The following is a 3,818-nucleotide window of genomic DNA, read 5'->3' as shown; positions in this document are numbered from 1 at the left end:
AATTTTTAAAAACCTATTTTTCCCTTTGGAAAGCATTAAAAACAATTCTTTCCGATATCTTTTTGATTTCTTTGATTTGACTTAAATATTTAAATTAAATTATTATGATTTTCAATCATTCTAAAACTTCATGATTATCATTAAGTGAATCTTTTATTTTACTAGTTTCGATTTATCAATAAAGATTATTTCTTTTTAAATATATGAATTTATTATATAAAAAAATTTACAAATTTTATATCTTATTTTTTAAATAAAATAAATTAATTAAACAAATTGTTGTTTGTTGGTATAAAAGAAAAAATCCTGAAAAAGGGTCTCTGTTGGTTAACTGTTAATTTTTAATTTTTTTAACAATTCTTTATATTTTTTTGTAATTTTATAATTTTATTTGTTGTTTGATCATAATTTTTGATGTAAAATTATTCTCTATTAAGTGAACATATTTTCATAAATAATTATTGTATGTAATATGAAAGATCCCAAATTTGTTCATTCATTTCGAATAACGTATTATATATTCCGATTTGTCCATAAAGTTCTTTTAATTCTTATACCTAAGACTTTTAATTGCTTTTTTAAATTCATTGTATTGAGATTAAGTCGATCGTATTGTAAAATTTTATTAGATAAATATTTACTTCGAGATAAATTTTCATCAATTTTATTTTCTATATTATTCCTTATATCTGTAAATGATGATAAATTATTGCTAGTACTAGCTTCATTATTATGCATCGCCTTTAATTGATTAAATAATTTCTAATAAAACCTAATATTTTATTATTATAACACCAAATGGTTATCATCAGCAAGTCAAAAAAAGTTATAAAAAAAAATTAATTATAAAAAAAATGGATCATTATTTTATCAAAAAAACTAGGTAATTAGTGTTTTTTGTGTTATATTTAAATGAAACCATAAAATATTAATCTTTGTATCTTAATTATTTTTCCATAAAACAATTTTTAAACAATAAAGAGGTGAATAAAATGAAAAAAATTAAAGTTTTATTTAAAAATTCGTATGAATTAGAATTGAAAGAAAAGGGTTCTGTTGGGGATATAATTGATTTAAGAGATTCTATTGAAATTAATCTAGACGAATTAGGTAAAAATTATCAAGAAGAACAACTGGCAAAAATGCATTCTTCCTTGCAACAAAAATATGAAGAAAAAATCAAAGAATTGCAGCACCAGCACGAGAAAGAAAAAATGCTCCTAGAACACAATAAGGAACAAGAAATTTTTCAATTACAATTAAAAAGAGCGAATTTTAACATTAAATTAATGGGAGAAAACTTAGAACAATGGTGCGATAATGAGGTGCAAAACCAATTGTTAATTTCTAATGATATCACTTGGATAAAAGATAACCAAATCATTAATAATGCTAAAGGGGATTTTATTTACAAACTCCATTTTAACGCTGAAAAAAAAGATGATCAAATTTTAACTTCCGCGCTTTTAGAAATGAAATCAGAAGTGAAAAACAATTTAGTTCCTCAAACTAAAAAACGTAAAAACGAACAATATTTTAAAAAATTAGATCAAGATCGTAAAAATAAAAATTTAGAATTCGCTCTTTTAGTAAGTGAATTAGAATACGACCAAGAAAACGATATTCCTGTTAAAAAAGTGCCTGAATATGAAAATATGTTTATTGTGAGGCCGGCTTATTTAGTCGTTTTTCTTAACATTATTACCGCTTTAGGACGTAAACATAAAGAATTAATTATGAATGATTTTCAAGAAAAACAAGAGTTTAAAAAAGAACAAGAAATTAAAGATGATTTTCAAACGATGAAAAACGAAATCTTAGATAATTCCTTTAAAAATATCGAAAATAATTTAATTACGATTCAGAAAGAAAACGCAAATATTAAAAAAATATCTAACTCTTTATTTGAATCTTATGAAATTATTCAAACTAAAATTAATACTATTTTAGAACACCATTTTAAAACAGTTTTAAATAAGATTAATAACTTTAAAATTGATAAAATTATTAAAAAAATTAACCATTTGGAGGGATAATAATAAGTTCTTAAAACCTTTTCACTGTCTTTGAGTAACCAAATCAAATAATAATTTGGTATAATGGATAATGTAATTTATAATATTGATATTTAAAATCTAAATATTTTTTATTATTAAATTAAATTTCATTTTATCTCGTTAGAAAGAAAAGCTAAATATTTGAAAAAAATTAGTGTTTTGCTTAATTATTTTAAAAAAACTTATCATAAAATAATTAAGTTTAATGTTTTACTTTTGACTTTGATTTCACTAACTCTTTTGTTAGGCGGATTTCATAGTTTTAATCTTTTTTTAGAAAAAGATAATTTTGTTAAATTCAGATGGTATTATTTTTTTTCTTTTTCAAAACAGTGTCTCTTTTTAATCTTAATTACTGTTTTTTTAATGATTTTTCAAAAAAATAAACGTATTACTGATATTTTTGCTTTATGTTCTTTGGTGAGCATTATTATCAACACTATCTTTTTGCGTTCTTTTATTAGGGATTGGAATATTTACCCTTCTTCAAGGGTACCGTTTTTTAATTTAATTATTTATTTTTTAGAATATATCATTATTCCTATTTGTTTTGTTATTTTTTATTTTATTAACGGTTCTTTTAAAGTTGATTACAGTATGTTAGGTTTAACGTTAATTCATCCTTTACTTTATTTCATTGATAGTTATTTAGTTAATTTATTGATGAATTGGTCTGAAGAAAAAATTTTCAGTACTCGTTTTTTTGCCAAACAATTGATTAATTATGATAACCAAAAAAATCTCTTTATTTCTTATTGCAAAATTTTTCTCGTTTTTTTATTTTTAACTACTGGGATTATCTTTTTACAAAAAAAGAAAAAATTTCTTTGGTGGTGGAAAAGTGTATTTTTCTTCTCCCTTTTATTGTTTGTTTCTTGTATAGCCCTTCAACCGAAAGAATGGTTGCACGCTAAAGAAGTGGTTTTAAACCCTACCACCATGGGAACCGGTCTTTTCCCTGAAACACAAGAAATGTCTGAATATTTTCAAACAGTTTCAGATTTAACCCCAGAAGAACTCAAAAAAAATAATAATAAAATTTTAGAATTAGGTTCCGGTTGTGGTAATGTTACTCAATATTTAATAGAAAAATTTGGGGTAGAAAATATAATAGCTGTGGAAATAGATGACTTTTTATGCCAAGAATTAAAAACTCGTTTTCCTGGTTTGAAAGTTATTCAAGGCAATGCCGCTCATTTCGAAACTTTACTCCAAAAAGAAAAAATAACGCATCAACAAATTAAAGGAATTGTTTCTACTTTACCGGTCGGTATTTTCGATTATCAAGATTTTCAAAGTTTAAAAACAGGTATTGAAAAAATAGTGGTCCAAAATAATATTAAATATATGAATTATCGTTTTAAAATGTTTGAAACTGAAACTAGAGAAATGCCAGAACTGAAAAAAAGTCATAATTTCATGTTTATTTCGGAAATGGTAATGCCTTTAAGCGTTTATACTTACGTTAAAAAATAAAATTTAATTTTATATCAATGCAACGTATCTTTTACTTAAAAGAACCTTTTTAAGGTTCTTTTTTATCGTTTATGATTATATATGCAATAAATAAAAAGAGATTTTAAGAAAAGAATTCTCTTTTATCGGTAAATTTATGTTTTTATTTCTAGAAGGAAAAAGATTTAATTTTTTACATTAAAAATAATTAATGATTCTATATTAGTGTAAAATATTAATGTAAACTAAAAAGACACTTATCAAAAAAAAAAAAAAGTTAGACAAAAATATATTTAAAAGTTAAAT

Annotated in this window: 3 protein-coding genes; 2 read left to right on the top strand and 1 reads right to left on the bottom strand. The window is 22.6% G+C overall.

The window, feature by feature from the left end:
* Positions 1–513: 513 nt before the first annotated feature.
* Positions 514–738 (bottom strand): hypothetical protein, encoded by a 225-nt coding sequence (locus tag RI01_RS02395; protein WP_017193078.1) that lies wholly within the window; start codon positions 736–738, stop codon positions 514–516.
* Between the two features lie 254 nt (positions 739–992).
* Between RI01_RS02395 and RI01_RS02390 the strand changes: the two genes are divergently transcribed.
* Both RI01_RS02390 and RI01_RS02385 read left to right on the top strand, forming a co-directional pair.
* On the top strand, positions 993–2,036 hold the full coding sequence (locus tag RI01_RS02390) for a DUF2130 domain-containing protein (protein ID WP_017193077.1): 1,044 nt from the start codon (positions 993–995) through the stop codon (positions 2,034–2,036).
* Positions 2,037–2,198: 162 nt separating this feature from the next.
* Complete coding sequence (locus RI01_RS02385; protein WP_017193076.1) at positions 2,199–3,533, top strand: rRNA adenine N-6-methyltransferase family protein; 1,335 nt, start codon at positions 2,199–2,201, stop codon at positions 3,531–3,533.
* Positions 3,534–3,818 lie beyond the last annotated feature (285 nt).

Source organism: Italian clover phyllody phytoplasma str. MA1, assembly GCF_000300695.1.
Lineage (GTDB): Bacteria > Bacillota_I > Bacilli_A > Acholeplasmatales > Acholeplasmataceae > Phytoplasma.
This window is presented reverse-complemented; position numbering and strand designations above follow the sequence as displayed.